The organism is Streptomyces sp. NPDC001480 (genome assembly GCF_042894725.1).
In the GTDB taxonomy this organism is placed as follows: domain Bacteria; phylum Actinomycetota; class Actinomycetes; order Streptomycetales; family Streptomycetaceae; genus Streptomyces.
Genome location: NZ_JBIAVX010000007.1, coordinates 39139 through 53727, shown reverse-complemented (window position 1 = coordinate 53727; position 14589 = coordinate 39139). Strand labels below are relative to the sequence as shown.

Here is a 14589-nt window from a genome sequence, read left to right as displayed (position 1 = left end):
CAGGGACGGTGTGCCGCACCGGGGCACCGTCGCTGGGAGCCAGGCTCAGCGCCCGCGCCGACGCGGGAACGCTTCCGACCGGGTCGGGAAGGTGTGACCCGGGTGGGGCCCGGACGCTCAGTAGACAACGGCTTTCGGTCGATCCGCAGCCAGCGGGTCCCAGGTCGGCCCGAAGGGCGCCGGGCCCCCATCCGCAGCCGGACGCGGAACGAAAAAAATCATTCTTACCCCGTTCTTGGGGAATCGACACCGCCTTACGCACGAGCCGTCGCTTCGGCGCAGGCCGCGGCCACTATGGTGGACCCTGCGTACGACATGTGAAGGGGCAGCAGTGAACGACGGCGACGGGACCCTCGCGGCACAGGACCGGGGAAGGCAGTACGGCCCGCTCGGCACGGCCTTGGTGATCATCCCGACCTACAACGAGGCGGAGAACGTCAAGTCCATCGTCGGCCGGGTGCGCAAGGCCGTCCCCGAGGCGCACGTGCTGGTGGCCGACGACAACAGCCCCGACGGCACGGGCAAGCTCGCCGACGAACTCGCCGCCGAGGACGACCACGTCCAGGTGCTGCACCGCAAGGGCAAGGAGGGCCTCGGCGCCGCCTACCTCGCCGGCTTCCGCTGGGGCCTGGACAACGGCTACGGCGTGCTGGTCGAGATGGACGCCGACGGTTCCCACCAGCCCGAGGAACTGCCCCGCCTGCTGACCGCCCTCAAGGGTGCCGACCTCGTGCTCGGCTCCCGCTGGGTGCCCGGCGGCCGGGTGGTGAACTGGCCGAAGTCCCGCGAGTTCCTCTCGCGCGGTGGCTCCACCTATTCGCGGCTCATGCTCGACGTGCCGATCCGCGACGTGACCGGCGGCTTCCGCGCCTTCCGCCGCGAGACCCTGGAGGGCCTCGGCCTCGACGAGGTGGCCTCGCAGGGCTACTGCTTCCAGGTCGACCTGGCCCGGCGCGCGGTCAAGGCCGGCTACCACGTGGTCGAGGTGCCCATCACGTTCGTGGAGCGGGAGCTCGGCGACTCCAAGATGAGCCGCAACATCGTGGTGGAGGCACTGTGGCGGGTCACGGCGTGGGGCGTGGGGGAAAGGCTGGGCAAGGTCACGGGCAAGGGCAAGCGGGTCTGACCCCCTGACCCCTTATCCCGAGCTGAGCCGGGCCCGGGCACACTGGTGGCATGACGACTGGCGTTCCGACCTCGCAGCAGCCCACCATGCGGCCCCGGCGCTCCCGGCTGCGTACCTTTCTGCCGCTGGGGATCGCCGCCTGGCTGGTGCTGGAGATCTGGCTGCTGACGGTGGTCGCGGGCGCGGCGAGCGGCTTCACGGTGTTCCTGTTGCTGGTGGCGGGCTTCGTCGCCGGTTCCGTGGTGATCAAGCGGGCCGGCCGCCGTGCCTTCCAGGACCTCAACGAGGCGTTGCAACGGGGCGGCTCGCCCTCGAAGGGCTCCGGCAACGGCATGATGATGCTCGGCGGCCTGCTGCTGATCATCCCTGGCCTGATCTCGGACGCCATGGGCCTGCTGCTGTTGATCCCGCCCGTCCAGAAGGCCCTGAGCGGCTACGCCGAGCGCACCTTCGACCGCAAACTCCGTGCGGCAGCGCCCGGCAGCCTGGGTGACGCCTTCCAGCAGGCGCGGATGCACCGGCCCGACGGGAAGGTGGTCCAGGGCGAGGTCATCAGACAGGAGCCGGGCGACGCGCCGTGGGAGCAGCGTCCGCCGCTGACCGGCTGAGGGCTCGCAGCGCGGCGTTTGAGCAGCAGAAAACCGCGGGCGCCGTACGTGACTGACGTACGGCGCCCGCGGTGATGACGCTCCTTGTTGTCTGCCGCGCTACGCGCTCTTGCGGCTGTCCCGGGGGTGAACCGCGATGTTCATCGCCCCGGAGCGCAGTACCGCCAGCCGCTCCTCGAGGACCTCTTCGAGCTCCTCGCGGGTGCGTCGCTCCATCAGCATGTCCCAGTGCGTACGCGCGGGCTTGGCCTTCTTCTCCTCTGGGCCGTCGCCGTCCACCAGGAGCGCAGGGGCTCCGCAGACCTTGCACTCCCACTCCGGCGGGATCTCCGCCTCCACCGAGAAGGGCATCTCGAAGCGGTGCCCCTTCTCGCATGCGTACTCCACGGCCTGGCGGGGGGCCAGGTCGATGCCGCGGTCCGTCTCGTAGCTGGTCACCACGAGGCGCGTACCGCGAAGAGCTCGCTCACTCATGAATCGTGCCTCCCGGGCTTGTCGCCCACAGGACAGGTGTCGCTGTCGTCGTCATCCGGTCAACGTCCGGTCGGCGGTAAAGATTCCCGTTCCGTGTCCCGTTCCGGGTCATGCATCGCCGTCGTAGCCGCCCCTTGTTGTACCCACCAGCGCCCGGTTTGTCACATCTGAAAGCAGATGTCACCTAGCGTTTCGGCTTCTTTGACGCGCAGTAACGGTACGCCTGGCAGGCCAAACGCGTACACTACCTCCCTTTCGTGTTGAGCGCTAAATCTTCTCCGGAACCGGATTGCCCGCCTCTCCGATCGCCCGCTGTACCGGGACCCGCGCCAGCAGCGCGAACCCGATGACGAAGAAGGCCACGAGCGAGATGATCGCCGAGCGGTAGCTGCCGGTCAGCTGGTAGGTGACGCCGAACAGCAGCGGTCCGAGCCAGCTCATCCCGCGGTCGCTCATCTCGTACGCCGCGAAGTACTCGGCCTCCTTGCCGGGCGGGACCAGATGGGAGAACAGCGACCGGGAGAGCGCCTGGCTGCCGCCGAGGACCAGCCCGATGCCCGCGGCGAGCACGAAGAACCACCCCGGCGCCCCGGCGGGCAGGAAGTACCCGGCACCCAGTGTGAACGTCCAGGCGACGAGTGACCCGAGGATCGTCCGCTTCGCCCCGTAGGTCCGGGCCAGCCGCCCCATCGCCAGGGCGCCGGCGACGGCCAGCACCTGCACCAGGAGCACGGCCCCGATGAGAGTCGACTGCCCGAGCCCCAGCTCCTCGGAGCCGTAGACCGAGGCCTGGGAGATCACCGTCTGGATGCCGTCGTTGTAGACGAGGTAGGCCAGCAGGAAGGCGAGCGTCAGCGGATGGCGGCGCATGTCCCGGACGGTGGCCGCCAGCTGCCGCAGCCCGGGAGCGGTGGCCTCCCGTGCCGCCCCGGCGCCGCGGTCGCGCAGCCGCCGCAGCGGTACGAGCGTGAAGGCGCCCCACCACAGACCGGCCGACGCCAGACAGATTCGGACCGCCGCCGTCTCCGAGAGCCCGAAGGAGTCGTGCGCGGAGTACAGCACCAGGTCGCCGATCAGCACCAGGGAGCCCGCCGCGTACCCGAAGGCCCAGCCCCGGGAGGAGACCGTGTCGCGTTCCTCGGGCGGGGCGATCTGCGGCAGGTAGGAGTTGTAGAGCATCATCGCCACGGACTGTGCCGCGTTCGCGACGATCAGCAGGACGCCGCCCAGGAGATAGCGGTCGCCGTCGAGGAAGAACATCCCGGTCGTCGCCGTCGCGCCCACGTACGCCGCCGCCCCCAGGAGCGGCTTCCGGCGGCCGGTGCGGTCGGCCGCGCTGCCCACGACGGGCATCACCACGACCGCCAGGACCACCGACAGGGACACCGAGTAGGCGAAGAAGGACCCGGCCCGGACCGGCACCCCCAACGGGTGGACGAAGCCGTCGGCATCCGCCGCCGACTCGGCGACCGACGTCAGGTAGGGGCCGAGGAACACGGTCAGCACGCTCGTCGAGTAGACCGAGCACGCCCAGTCGTAGAAGTACCAGCCGCGCTGCTCGCGGCGCCGCCCGGCGGCCTCACCGGCCCCCTGGGCCTGCACGGTGTCGGTGCCCACCCGTGCCCTCGCTTCCCCGCTGAAGTGCCGTGCGAAGGGCCCTGCTCCGGGGGGGTCCCGGCACCGGGGACCCCGGACCGCTCAGGCCCAGACGCCCCGGTCCTCCATGACCTTGCGCAACGTGTCGATGTGATCGGTCATGATGCCATCGACCCCGAGGTCGAGGAGCCGGTGCATCCGCTCCGGTTCGTTGATCGTCCACACGTGCACCTGGAGCCCGTGCGCGTGGGCGACGCGCACGAAGCGGTGGTCGACCACCGGGACGCCCGACTGGGACTCCGGCACCTGCGCGGCGACCGCGGACCGGCGCACCGCGGCGGGCAGCCCCCAGGAGCGCAGCCGGAGGTTGAGCACCCCGCGCGTACCGAACGACGTGGCCAGGCGCGGCCCGGCCAGCCGCTGGGCGCGCAGCACCCGCGCCTCCGAGAAGGAGCCGACGCAGACGCGGTCCCAGGCGTCTCTCCGCTCGATCAGCGCCAGCAGCGGCCGCAGGGCCGGCTCCGCCTTGCAGTCGACGTTCCAGCGGACGTCCGGGAAGTTGTCCAGCAGCTCCTCGAAGAGCGGCACCGGTTCGCGGCCCGCCACGCGCGCGTGCCGGACGTCCTCCCAGGGCAGGTCGGCGATCCGCCCCGCGCCGTCCGTGACCCGGTCCAGGGTCGCGTCGTGGAAGGCGACCAGCTTCCCGTCCGCCGTGGCGTGCACATCGGTCTCGATGTACCGGTAGCCGAGGTCGACCGCGCGGTGGAACTGCGCCACGGTGTTCTCCAGGCCGTCGGCGGCCCCGCCCCGGTGCGCGAAGGCGATGGGGCCGGGGTGGTCCAGGTACGGGTGGCGGATGAGCGTCGTCACCTGCGCAGTATCACCCTCTCGGGTGACCCGGTGGCAACCACCGTGCTGCCGGCGGATGCCGACGGGACGGCGAAAAGCCGCAGGAACAGCTGGGCCAGCGGGCCGATCGACAGCGCGTACAGCACGGTGCCCACCCCGACGGTGCCGCCCAGGGCGAACCCGGTGGCCACGACCGTGAGCTCGACGGCGGTGCGGATCAGCCGGATCGAGCGGCCCGTGCGCCGGTGCAGCCCGGTCATCAGACCGTCGCGCGGGCCCGGGCCGAAGTCGGCGGCGATGTAGAGGCCGGTCGCCGCGCCGTTGAGCACGATGCCGGCCAGCAGCAGCGGGATCCGTACGGTCAGGGCGTGCGCGTCGGGCAGCGCGGAGAGCGTGGCGTCCATCGCGGCGCCGATCACCAGGACGTTGGAGACGGTGCCGAGGCCGGGGCGCTGGCGCAGCGGGACCCAGAGCAGCAGCACCGCCGCGCCCACGATCGTGAGCACGACGCCCATGCTGAGGCCCGTGAGCTCCGCGAGGCCCTGGTGCAGGACGTTCCACGGCTCGAGACCGAGACCGGCCTTCACCAGTAGCGCGGAACTCGCGCCGTACAGCGCGAGCCCCCCGTACAGCTGGATCAACCGCCTCGCCATCTGGTGCTTCGCGAACGACTTCGCGGACAAAGTGTCCCCCCTGGGTGGTGGTAGTGGCCTGACGCGTGTCACTCTGTGGCTTGGAAAGGCAAGCCATCCATGGCCAATCCGGGGAAGGTGGACTTATCTTCATGGCTCAGTGGACCTCAGCGGTGGGTGCCGCGCAGCTCGCCCGGCTCCTCAACTCCCAGCAGGACCGCCCGGCCGGCCCCGGTACGCGCCGTCCGCCCGCCTACCGGGCGCTCGCCGACGGCATCCGGTTGCTGGTCCTGGAGGGCAGGGTGCCGGTCGCCGCCCGCCTGCCCGCCGAGCGGGAACTGGCGCTCGCCCTCTCGGTCAGCCGCACCACGGTCGCCGCGGCCTACGAGGCGCTGCGTGCCGAGGGTTTCCTGGAGTCCCGGCGCGGCGCGGGCAGCTGGACGGCGGTCCCGGCGGGCAACCCGCTGCCCGCCCGCGGTCTCGAGCCGCTGCCGCCCGAGGCGCTCGGCTCGATCATCGACCTGGGCTGCGCGGCCCTGCCCGCCCCCGAGCCATGGCTCACCCGGGCCGTGCAGGGCGCTCTGGAGGAATTGCCGCCCTACGCCCACACGCACGGGGACTACCCGGCCGGCCTGCCCGCGCTGCGCTCGGTGATCGCCGAGCGGTACACCGCGCGCGGGATCCCGACCATGCCCGAGCAGATCATGGTGACGACCGGCGCGATGGGTGCCATCGACGCGATCTGCCACCTGTTCGCGGGGCGCGGCGAGCGCATCGCCGTGGAGTCGCCGTCGTACGCCAACATCCTCCAGCTGATGCGGGAGGCGGGCGCCCGGCTCGTACCGGTCGCGATGGGCGAGGGGCTCAGCGGCTGGGACATGGACCGCTGGCGCCAGGTCCTGCGGGACGCCGCGCCCCGGCTCGCGTACGTCGTCGCCGACTTCCACAACCCCACCGGCGCCCTCGCCGGCGAGGACCAGCGGCGCCGGCTGGTGGACGCGGCCCGCTCGGCGGGCACGGTGCTCGTCGCGGACGAGACGATGAGCGACCTGTGGCTCGACGAGGACCTCGACGGCTCGGTGATGCCGCGCCCGGTGTGCGGCTTCGACCCGGCCGGCTCCACGGTGATCACGGTCGGCTCGGCGAGCAAGGCCTTCTGGGCCGGGATGCGCATCGGCTGGGTACGGGCGGCACCGGACGTGATCCGCAGCCTGGTCGCCGCGCGCGCCTACGCCGACCTGGGCACGCCCGTCCTGGAACAGCTCGCCGTCAACTGGCTGTTCACCACCGGTGGTTGGGAACAGGCGGTGGACCTCCGCCGCACCCAGGCCCGCGAGAACCGCGACGCTCTCGTCACCGCGATCCGGCGCGAGCTGCCCACCTGGGAGTTCGAGGTCCCCAAGGGCGGCCTGACCCTGTGGGTGCGCGCGGGAGGCCTGTCGGGCTCGCGGCTCGCGGAGGCGGGGGAGCGGGTCGGCGTACGGGTCCCGTCGGGCCCGCGCTTCGGGGTCGACGGTGCCTTCGAGGGCTACGTACGGCTCCCCTTCACGGTCGGCGGAGCGGTGGCGGAGGAGGCGGCGGCCCGACTGGCCGCGGCCGCACGCCTGGTGGAGACGGGCGTGAGCAACGGAACGGAGTCACCGCGCACGTTCGTGGCCTAGCGGATTTGTCCCCTCACGAACTCTCGGCCGCCACGGCCTCCGCGGGCACCGGCTCGGCCTCCACCGCCGCCGCGTCCGCCGGGGTGGTCCGCGGCGGCAGCAACGCCAGCACCGTCCGCCGGTCGGCCTCATCGGTGTCGTCGTCGTACGGGTCGGGCGTCGAGGGCACCTGCAGCCGGTGCACCGGGCCATGGCCCAGCCGTGCGTACCCCCGCCCCGGCGGCACCTCGGCCGGCGGTGTGGTGTGCGGCGGCACGCCCAGCACGTCGACCAGTTGCTCCCGCGTCGCGGGGCCGAGCACGACACGCGCGCGCGTGTGCTGCCGTACCGCCTCGCTCAACGCGTCGGCGCTGTCGAACTGGTCGGCCACCGCCACCGTCACATTGGCCGCCCGGCCGTGCCGCAGCGGCACCTGGAGCAGCGCCTGCGGATCCTTGCGTCCGTCCGCCGCGGCCACATGGGTGAGCGCGCTCGGCCGGTCCAGCAGGATCCACAGCGGCCGCCTGGTGTCGTCCGGCGGCGGATGACCCGCCTGCCGCGCCCGGCTGAGGGCGATGAGCCGCCGTTCCGTCTCGTGCGCGGCCCACTCCAGGCTCGCCAGCGCCCCGGCCGGCCCGCACTCCACCGCGAGCACCCCGTCGCGCCCGGTCAGGCACGCGTACTCGCCGGTGCCGCCCCCGTCGACGACGAGCACGTCACCGTGCTGGAGGGCCTGGAGCGCGACGGACCGCAGCAGGGTCGAGGTGCCGCTGCCCGGCCGGCCCATGGCCAGCAGGTGCGGCTCGGTGGAGCGCAGGCCGGTGCGCCACACGACGGGGGGAACGTCGCGCCGCTCCTCGCCGAAGGAGAGGGGCAGGGTGCGCTGCACCTCGGTGGGGTCGGTGAAACCGAGGACCGTCTCGCCGGGCGCGGTGACGAACCGCTGGGCGGCGATGCCGGCGGGCAGCGGGGCGAGGGCGGTGACGGTGAGTTCGTTGCCCTCCTGGTCCCACGTGAAGTGGTACTCGCGGCCTCGCCCGGCCTTCGCGGCGAGCAGCGCCTCGACCCGGGCGCGGGCCTCGCTCTCGCCGTCCGGGAAGTACGCCGGGTACCGGATCAGCAGGTGCCCGACGCGGCCCACGTCGTCGAACTCGTGCACGGCGAAGGCCTTCTCCCAGTCCCCGCCGTGTGCGTACAGCGGAGCCGGGTCGTCGGCGGTGGAGAAGTGGGGGACGAGAGCCTCGTACAGCGTCTGGAGGCGCTGGGTCTGGGCCTCGTCGGGGCCGGCCGGCCCGGGCGGTGTGCGGTCCCGGCCGTGCCAGGCCGCGGCCGCCATCAGCGTGATGGCGGCCAGCAGCGGGCCGTACGGCACCAGGGCCACGACCATGACCGCCGAGGCCGCCAGGAACAGCAGTGGCCCGCGCCTGTCCTTGGGCGTGTCCGCCCATCTGCGTCGGCCGGCCGAGGCCAGCCGGCGCAACCCGCGTGTGACGGTGATCAGCGGGTGGAGGACGTCGGTGGCGCTGTCGGCCGCCGTCCGGGCCAGCTCCCGGCTCCTGGCGATGTGCGCGCCGCCGGTGCTCAGAATGCGGGGGAGGGGGCGCCGGGCCACTGCTGTCTCCTGAGGGTGCGTACGGGCGGAACGGTCGGCGTGGGGTCGCTCAGAACTTGATGCCGCCCAGTAGCCCCGCCAGGCTTTCGCCGCCGGCCTTGATGCTCGGGGCGATACCCGTGCTCGCCAGGTAGAAGCCGAACAGCGCCGAGGTGCACGCGTGCGAGCCCTTGAGCCCGTCCTTCCTGAAGAAGAGGAAGACGATGACGCCGAGCAGCATGACGCCTGAGATGGAGAGGATCATTTGAGGTCTCCTGGTGTCGAGGGGGACAGTCACCCTGAGTTCTTCCAGGATCACAGCATGTATCCATACGATAAAAGGTGCAACTGGGTGAATTGCGGCTGATTTCGCCCCAGTGGTCCAGTGGTGGGGGTCCGGTTGGCCGGGATTCCTGAGCCTGACGGGGTGCCCGGTGTCGTCGGGGTGATCTTTACCTCGGGCAGATCGGGTCATGTTCCCCCGGAACCAGTACGCTGGCGATTCACTCGTACGGCGGCGGGTCGCACCGCTGCCGTACGCTCCCCCCGTCACCGGAAGCCCCCCGGGGCCCCGGAGTTCCCAAGTTCCAAGGAGAGGCGGTCAGGCCGATGAGTGAAGCCCCCGACCCCGAGGTCGTGGAGCTGGCGACCAAGATCTTCGATCTGGCCCGCAAGGGGCGGACCGAGGCACTCGTGGCGTACGTCGACGCGGGGGTTCCGGCCGACCTCACCAATGACCGCGGTGACTCGCTGGTCATGCTCGCCGCCTACCACGGCCATGCCGAGGCGGTGCGGGCGCTCCTCGCCCGCGGCGCCACGCCCGACCAGGTGAACGACCGGGGCCAGACCCCGCTCGCGGGAGCCGTCTTCAAGGGTGAGACGGACGTGATCGAAGCACTTCTGGAAGGCGGCGCGGACCCCGGGGCGGGGACCCCGTCGGCCGTCGACACCGCCCGGATGTTCGGTAAGACGGAACTCCTGGAATTGTTCGGCGCACACTGATCCGAACGTCCTGACCAGGCACGACACGAAAAACGGGGGAGGCGGTAAAGGGCCGCCGGAAATACGGTCGCGGCAGGAGAAACCCGCGGGTCATCATGACGTCGTGATTCACGGACGCGATGGCTGGGCAGGTGTTGCCGCACCACGCGGGCCGTGATGCGGTCCGCATGGGCCACAGACGAGAGGCAGAGAGATGGTCTACAGCAAGCAAGAGACGGCGGGCGCCCCGACGTTGTGTCACGCGGCCAGGTAGTGCGTGTTCCCCGGTTGCGTCGACGCTTGATGTGAGGCTGTTTCCCATGTTCGATCCGGTCATAGCGCCCAGCGGTACGCTGCTCGGCCTGCTCCAGCGGGGCCGTGGCGACGGCACGCTGCACGCGCTCACCGCCCCGCGCGCCGAGGCGCTCGCGGCCCTGGACCACTGCGTGCTGCGCGATCCCCGCCACGACTGGCAGGTGGAGAACCGCTCCCTGTACTACGCCCGCCTGTACCTCGACCTGAACGGTGAACTCGACGCCATCGAGGCGCACCTGTTCGACCCCGAGGACGTCCTGGACACCGAGGAGTCCCGTACCGGACTGGCGCTCGCGGTCCTCGGCCACCTCGCCTCGTACGGCAGGCGGGACGCGCTCGAACTGCTGCGCAGGTACGCCGCGCACGGCTCCAACTGGGCCTGGGCCCTCGACGAGCTGGCGCTCCGCGACGACGACGCGGCCCTGCGCGCCCTCGCCGCTCCCGTCCTGGCGCGTTTCCCCACCGACCCCGACGGCGAGGCCGAGCTGGCCGCCGCCGTCCGCGACGCCTTCGAGCCCCGGCCGTGGCGGTTGTGGGCCGAGGATCCGCGCGAATCGATCGCCACGCGCGTGCGTGCCGCCCAGGAGGCGGGCTGCTTCGACCGCTGGCAGCGGCAGATGCGGCCCGGCGGCCCCCGCCCGGACTGGAGCGTGCGGGCCGTCCTCGAATGGGCCCAGCAGGGCGTCGAGCGCGGTGCGGCCCTGCACGTCCCGGCCGCCCGCTGCCTGGTCGCCGTAGCGGGCCCCGAGGACCGGCCGGAGATCGTGCAGGCCGCCAAGGACGGCACCGAGGGAGCCCGGTGCACCGCCCTGCGCTACCTCGCCGACAGCAACGACCCCGTCGCCCTCGACCTCGTCGAGGCCGCCGTCGCCGACGGCACCACGCCCGTCGTCGAGGCCGCCGTGGACGCCTTCGAACGGATGCGCAGCATCGCCGCCGTCGACCGCGCGCGCGGCTGGGCCCACCGGCCCGACGCCCTCGGCGCCGCCGCCGGACGCATGCTCGCCTGCCGCGGCGGTGCCCAGGACAGCGACCTCGTACTGGGTGCCCTCCGCGAGGCCGTACGGGGCGAGGGCCCCGACGCACCGACCCTGTGGACCCTCGTCGACGGCGCCGGACGCCTCGGCATCGCCTGCGCCGCGCCCGTCCTGCGCCACATCTACCGCGAGACCGCCTCCTCCCATCTCCGCGGCCGCGCCGCCCGCGCGCTCGCCGCCACCGATCCCTCCTTCCCCGCCGGATTCGCCGTCGAATGCCTCTGGGACTGCGAGGAGACCACCCGCGAAATCGCCGCCCGGCACGCCGAGACCGGCGACGCCCGCGTGGTCGATCAACTACGCCGGCTCGCCGCCGACCCGGCCGAGGAGGCCGAGGTCCAGACCGCCGTACGCAGCCGGATCGGACCGGAAGGGCTCACCGCGTGAACACCGGATGACCCGCGGGTCAGGAGGGCATGGACACGGCCTGACCTGCTCGGGTGTGCAGTGCAACGCTCACAGGACGTTCCTCGTCCGGAAAGATCCACGTTGACGCGGCCACGTCCAGCGCGGCGACAACACCCTTATGCGTGTCGTCATCGTGACCGAATCCTTTCCCCCCGATGTGAACGGCGTGGCCCACTGCGCGCTCCAGACCGCCCGGCACCTCGTAGATCGCGGTCACCTTCCGCTCGTCGTCGCGCCGGCGCCCGCGCCCGGTGTCAAGGCCGACGCCCTCGCGGCGCCGTGCCCCGTCGTCCATGTCCCTTCTCTCCCGCTCCCCGGCTACCCCCAGGTCCGCGTCGCCCTCCCCAGTCGGCGCCTCGCCGCGGCCGTCACCGAGCACCGCGCCGACCTGGTCCACCTCGCCAGCCCCTTCGTCCTCGGCGTCCGCGGCATGGCCGCCGCCGCCCGGCTGGGCGTCCCGGCCGTCGCCGTCTACCAGACCGACCTGGCCGGATACGCCCGCACCTACATGGGCGCCGGCGAGGCGGCCGCCTGGCGCCGCATCCGCTCCGTGCACTCCGCCGCCGACCGCACCCTCGCCCCCTCCAGCGCCGCCCTGCACGACCTGGAGGCGCACGGCGTGCCCCGGGTACGGCTCTGGCCGCGCGGCGTGGACACCGTCCGCTTCCGCCCCGACCGGCGCGACGAGGCGCTGCGCCGCGAACTCGCCCCGAACGGCGAACTGATCGTCGGCTACGTCGGGCGGCTCGCCCCCGAGAAGCAGGTCGAGCTCCTGGCCGGGGTCTGCGGCCTGGACGGCGTCCGGGTCGTCGTCGTGGGCGACGGCCCCAGCCAGGACCACCTGGCCGAGGTACTGCCAGGCGCGGTCTTCCTGGGCCGCCGCACCGGCGACGAACTCGCCCGGATCTTCGCCTCGCTGGACGTCTTCGCGCACACGGGCCCCTTCGAGACCTTCTGCCAGACCGTCCAGGAGGCCATGGCCAGCGGCGTGCCGGTCGTGGCGCCCGCCGCCGGCGGACCGCTCGACCTGGTGGCCCACGGCCGCACCGGGCTGCTGGTGCCGCCGTGCGACGCCGATGCCGTACGGGACGCGGTGGCCGCCCTGGCCGCCGACGCGGCACCGCGGACCGCCTTCGGCGCCGCGGGCCGGGCCATGGTCGAGGGACGGACCTGGGCGGCGGTCGGCGACCAGCTGATCGCGCACTACGAGGACGTGCTCGGCGCGCGGCAGACGGTGGTGGCGGCATGACCGGCGAAGCCGGCACCCGGCCCCTGCGGATCGTGCGGCTCGCCAACTTCGTCGCCCCCGCCTCGGGCGGCCTGCGCACCGCCCTGCGTGAACTCGGCAGGGGTTTCCGGGCGGCGGGCCACGAACCCGTCCTCGTCGTCCCCGGCGAGCGCCACACCGACCGCGAGACCGAGCAGGGCCGCGTGATCACCCTGCCCGGCCCGCTGCTGCCCGGCACCGGCGGTTACCGCGTGCTCACCGACAAACGGCGCGTCGCCGCCCTCCTGGAGGACCTCGCCCCGGACCGCCTGGAGGTGTCCGACCGTACGACGCTGCGGTGGACCGGCAGGTGGGCACGGCGGGCCCGGGTCCCCGCCGTGATGGTCTCCCACGAGACCGCCGACGGCGTGCTGCGCACCTGGGGCCTGCCGGAGAACCTCTCCCGGCGCGCCGCCGACGCCCTCAACCTGCGCACCGCTCACGTGTACTCGCGGGTCGTGTGCACCACCGAGTTCGCCGAGCGGGAGTTCGTCCGGATCGGCGCGCGCAACGTCGTACGCGCCCCGCTCGGTGTCGACCTGATGGAACGTCACCCCTCCCTGCGCGACGCGGAGCTGCGTGCGCGGCACGCGCGCGTGGACGAGGCACTGCTGGTGATGTGCTCCCGGCTGTCCGTGGAGAAGCGGCCCGGTACGGCGCTCGACGCCCTGGACGCGCTGCTGCGGCGCGGGCGGTGCGCGGTGCTCGTGGTGGCCGGGGACGGGCCGCTGCGGGGACGGCTGGAGCAGCGGGCGCGGGAGCGCGGGCTGCCGGTGACCTTCCTCGGGCACGTCGCGGACCGGGGTCTGCTGGGGGCGCTCCAGGCCGCCGCGGACGTTTGCCTGGCGCCCGGGCCCGCCGAGACCTTCGGACTCGCCGCCCTGGAGGCCATGGCGTGCGGTACGCCCGTGGTGGCCAGCGCGTCGTCGGCGCTGCCCGAGGTGATCGGTGCCGCCGGGGCCACGGCGGCCGACCGCGGGGCGGCCTTCGCGGACGCGGTGGAGCTGCTCCTGGCACGCTCCGAGCCGGAACGGCGGGAGGCGGCACGCGCGCGTGCGGAGTGCTTCGGCTGGGGCGCGGCGGTGGAGGCGTTCCTGGCGGCGCACGACGCCGCGGTGCTGTGCCGTCCCTCCGAGGACGGCGGGACGGCACAGCAGCGTCCCCACGCGGGCGATGAGACGGCATCCTCCCGTCGTGGCGTCGCGGAGGGCGTCGCATGAGACCGGTCCGCTTCGTGGCCCTGGGGGACTCGCTCACCGAGGGCGTGGGCGACCCCGTCGGCGACGGCCGGCGCGGCTGGGCCGCGCTGCTGGCCGACGGGCTGGCCGAGGGGCACGTGGAGTTCACCAACCTCGCCCTCAGCGGGGCGCAGACGCGTGACGTGCTGGAGCGGCAGACCCCGGCCGGACTCCAACTGCGCCCGGACCTGGTGTCGGTCGTCATCGGCGTCAACGACACCCTGCGGTGCACCTTCGACATCCACGCGGTGGCCGCCCGGCTGGACGAGGTCTACGCCGCCTTCACCGGCCAGGGCGCCGTTCTGCTCACGGCCTGCCTGCCCGACCCCGGCACGATGCTGGGACTGCCGAGCGCGCTGGCCCGTCCGCTCGCCCGGCGGCAGCGCGCGGTCAACGCGGTCGTGCACGCGCTCTCCGAGCGGTACGGCGCCGTCCACCTGCACGCCTCGGAAGGCGCCTGGCTCACCGACCGCGCGCTGTGGAGCGCGGATCGGCTGCACCCCGGCGAGCGCGGCCACCGCCAGCTCGCCGTGCGCTTCCACGCCCTCCTCACGGAGGCGGGCGCCGCGCGCGGGCCCGCGCCCTCGGCGGAACCGGAGTCCCCCGCGCCCACCCGGTCGGCGAGCCTGTGGTGGCTGGCCACGGCCGGGACGGGCTGGGTGGCCCGCCGGTGCACCGACCTGCTGCCGCAGCTGCTGGGGCTGGCCGCCGACGAGATGCGCCACCGCGCCCGCGGCACCAGCGCCCGCCTCGACCTGCGCACCGCGCACGCCGTGTCCGCCGCGCTGGCCTCGCTGTCGGTCGTGGAGAGCCCGGACGCCGCCTGA

Annotated in this window: 14 protein-coding genes; 8 read left to right on the top strand and 6 right to left on the bottom strand. The window is 73.3% G+C overall.

The features are described 5' to 3' along the window. Positions 1-331: 331 nt before the first annotated feature. Positions 332-1126, top strand: a complete 795-nt coding sequence (locus ACFY01_RS18355; RefSeq protein WP_390736753.1) for a polyprenol monophosphomannose synthase — start codon at positions 332-334, stop codon at positions 1124-1126. Between the two features lie 50 nt (positions 1127-1176). Further along, complete coding sequence (gene fxsA, locus ACFY01_RS18350; protein ID WP_390736752.1) at positions 1177-1734, top strand: FxsA family membrane protein; 558 nt, start codon at positions 1177-1179, stop codon at positions 1732-1734. Positions 1735-1833: 99 nt separating this feature from the next. Here fxsA and ACFY01_RS18345 read toward each other — a convergent pair whose 3' ends face one another. From ACFY01_RS18345 to ACFY01_RS18330, 4 genes are all read right to left on the bottom strand, one after another. Beyond that, positions 1834-2208 (bottom strand): RNA polymerase-binding protein RbpA, encoded by a 375-nt coding sequence (locus ACFY01_RS18345; RefSeq protein WP_009187548.1) that lies wholly within the window; start codon positions 2206-2208, stop codon positions 1834-1836. Between the two features lie 267 nt (positions 2209-2475). Further along, a complete protein-coding gene (locus ACFY01_RS18340; protein ID WP_390736751.1) occupies positions 2476-3825 on the bottom strand; it encodes an MFS transporter in 1350 nt (449 codons plus the stop codon). An 81-nt stretch (positions 3826-3906) separates the two neighbouring features. Next, entirely contained in the window at positions 3907-4674 is a 768-nt protein-coding gene (locus tag ACFY01_RS18335) for a glycerophosphodiester phosphodiesterase (protein ID WP_390736750.1), read from the bottom strand. Then, positions 4671-5306 carry a YitT family protein gene (locus ACFY01_RS18330; RefSeq protein ID WP_390737097.1) on the bottom strand — a complete coding sequence of 212 codons (636 nt, stop codon included), beginning with the start codon at positions 5304-5306 and terminating at the stop codon, positions 4671-4673. The genes ACFY01_RS18335 and ACFY01_RS18330 overlap by 4 nt, the downstream gene beginning before the upstream one ends. Positions 5307-5437: 131 nt before the next feature. Here ACFY01_RS18330 and ACFY01_RS18325 point away from each other — a divergent pair, with 131 nt between their 5' ends. Next, positions 5438-6946 (top strand): PLP-dependent aminotransferase family protein, encoded by a 1509-nt coding sequence (locus ACFY01_RS18325; protein WP_390736749.1) that lies wholly within the window; start codon positions 5438-5440, stop codon positions 6944-6946. 13 nt (positions 6947-6959) lie between these two features. Here the strand turns inward: ACFY01_RS18325 and ACFY01_RS18320 are convergent, their stop codons facing one another. Together ACFY01_RS18320 and ACFY01_RS18315 are read right to left on the bottom strand one after the other, a co-directional pair. Further along, positions 6960-8537: a hypothetical protein gene (locus ACFY01_RS18320; protein ID WP_390736748.1), complete on the bottom strand. Its 1578-nt coding sequence runs from the start codon at positions 8535-8537 to the stop codon at positions 6960-6962. A 49-nt stretch (positions 8538-8586) separates the two neighbouring features. Continuing rightward, entirely contained in the window at positions 8587-8781 is a 195-nt protein-coding gene (locus ACFY01_RS18315) for a hypothetical protein (RefSeq protein WP_361441348.1), read from the bottom strand. A gap of 344 nt (positions 8782-9125) precedes the next feature. Between ACFY01_RS18315 and ACFY01_RS18310 the strand changes: the two genes are divergently transcribed. From ACFY01_RS18310 to ACFY01_RS18290, 5 genes are all read left to right on the top strand, one after another. Then, positions 9126-9518, top strand: coding sequence for an ankyrin repeat domain-containing protein (locus ACFY01_RS18310; RefSeq protein WP_390736747.1), 393 nt, complete (start codon positions 9126-9128; stop codon positions 9516-9518). Between the two features lie 299 nt (positions 9519-9817). After that, positions 9818-11236 carry a HEAT repeat domain-containing protein gene (locus ACFY01_RS18305; protein ID WP_390736746.1) on the top strand — a complete coding sequence of 473 codons (1419 nt, stop codon included), beginning with the start codon at positions 9818-9820 and terminating at the stop codon, positions 11234-11236. Positions 11237-11375: 139 nt separating this feature from the next. Further along, positions 11376-12506, top strand: a complete 1131-nt coding sequence (locus ACFY01_RS18300) for a glycosyltransferase family 4 protein (RefSeq protein WP_390736745.1) — start codon at positions 11376-11378, stop codon at positions 12504-12506. Continuing rightward, complete coding sequence (locus tag ACFY01_RS18295) at positions 12503-13744, top strand: glycosyltransferase (RefSeq protein ID WP_390736744.1); 1242 nt, start codon at positions 12503-12505, stop codon at positions 13742-13744. The genes ACFY01_RS18300 and ACFY01_RS18295 overlap by 4 nt, the downstream gene beginning before the upstream one ends. Beyond that, the gene (locus tag ACFY01_RS18290) at positions 13741-14589 is read left to right on the top strand and encodes an SGNH/GDSL hydrolase family protein (protein ID WP_390736743.1); all 849 of its coding nucleotides are present in this window, start codon (positions 13741-13743) and stop codon (positions 14587-14589) included. The genes ACFY01_RS18295 and ACFY01_RS18290 overlap by 4 nt, the downstream gene beginning before the upstream one ends.

What these genes read in the sequence shown, in the direction of transcription:
- fxsA (WP_390736752.1), top strand. Translation starts at nt 1,177, where the DNA reads ATGACGACTGGCGTTCCGACCTCGCAGCAGCCCACCATGCGGCCCCGG.
- ACFY01_RS18345 (WP_009187548.1), bottom strand. Translation starts at nt 2,208, where the DNA reads ATGAGTGAGCGAGCTCTTCGCGGTACGCGCCTCGTGGTGACCAGCTAC.
- ACFY01_RS18330 (WP_390737097.1), bottom strand. Translation starts at nt 5,306, where the DNA reads ATGGCGAGGCGGTTGATCCAGCTGTACGGGGGGCTCGCGCTGTACGGC.
- ACFY01_RS18325 (WP_390736749.1), top strand. Translation starts at nt 5,438, where the DNA reads ATGGCTCAGTGGACCTCAGCGGTGGGTGCCGCGCAGCTCGCCCGGCTC.
- ACFY01_RS18315 (WP_361441348.1), bottom strand. Translation starts at nt 8,781, where the DNA reads ATGATCCTCTCCATCTCAGGCGTCATGCTGCTCGGCGTCATCGTCTTC.
- ACFY01_RS18310 (WP_390736747.1), top strand. Translation starts at nt 9,126, where the DNA reads ATGAGTGAAGCCCCCGACCCCGAGGTCGTGGAGCTGGCGACCAAGATC.
- ACFY01_RS18305 (WP_390736746.1), top strand. Translation starts at nt 9,818, where the DNA reads ATGTTCGATCCGGTCATAGCGCCCAGCGGTACGCTGCTCGGCCTGCTC.
- ACFY01_RS18300 (WP_390736745.1), top strand. Translation starts at nt 11,376, where the DNA reads ATGCGTGTCGTCATCGTGACCGAATCCTTTCCCCCCGATGTGAACGGC.
- ACFY01_RS18295 (WP_390736744.1), top strand. Translation starts at nt 12,503, where the DNA reads ATGACCGGCGAAGCCGGCACCCGGCCCCTGCGGATCGTGCGGCTCGCC.
- ACFY01_RS18290 (WP_390736743.1), top strand. Translation starts at nt 13,741, where the DNA reads ATGAGACCGGTCCGCTTCGTGGCCCTGGGGGACTCGCTCACCGAGGGC.